Genomic DNA, 589 nt, shown 5'->3' on the forward strand with positions numbered 1-589 from the left:
ATGATAATAYTAACTTATCAGCTGGACAAAAACAATTAATTACTATTGCTAGGGCAATGATAAAAGATGCTCCATTATTAATATTAGATGAGGCTACTAGTTCAGTAGATACTCGTACGGAAATATTAATACAAGAGGCAATGGATAAGTTAACAGTAGGTAAGACTTCATTTGTAATAGCACATAGATTATCAACTATTAAAAATGCTGATGTTATATTAGTAATGAAAGATGGGGATATAATTGAAAGTGGAAACCATGAAGAATTACTTGAAGCTAAAGGATTCTACGCAGACTTATATAATAGCCAATTTGAAAAAGTAAGCTAAAATAATTTTAAATATCATAGAACTATATAAATAATATGGTTCTATGATATTTTTTTATTGTTTCAGAAAAATCAACTTTTTACATAATTTGCATATTATTAAAGTAGGGAGATGTTAAAATTTGAACTATAGGTATTTATTTGACGGAATAGAAGAGCCAATCAAACTTGTAAATGGTTCATATGCAACTCCTATTAACTTTGATAATGGTGCAACTACACCACCTTTAAAAAGTGTTACTAAAATAATATATGATAATA

General features: G+C 27.0%; 1 protein-coding gene. It reads left to right on the forward strand.

What is annotated here, in order from left to right; genetic code table 11:
- Positions 1–329 (forward strand): ATP-binding cassette domain-containing protein (locus G3997_RS04355; RefSeq protein WP_296648682.1); only part of this gene is annotated, 329 nt, incomplete at its 5' end.
- Positions 330–589: the final 260 nt, after the last annotated feature.

Origin of the sequence: Romboutsia sp. 13368 (genome assembly GCF_018336475.1) — a bacterium.
GTDB lineage: Bacteria > Bacillota > Clostridia > Peptostreptococcales > Peptostreptococcaceae > Romboutsia.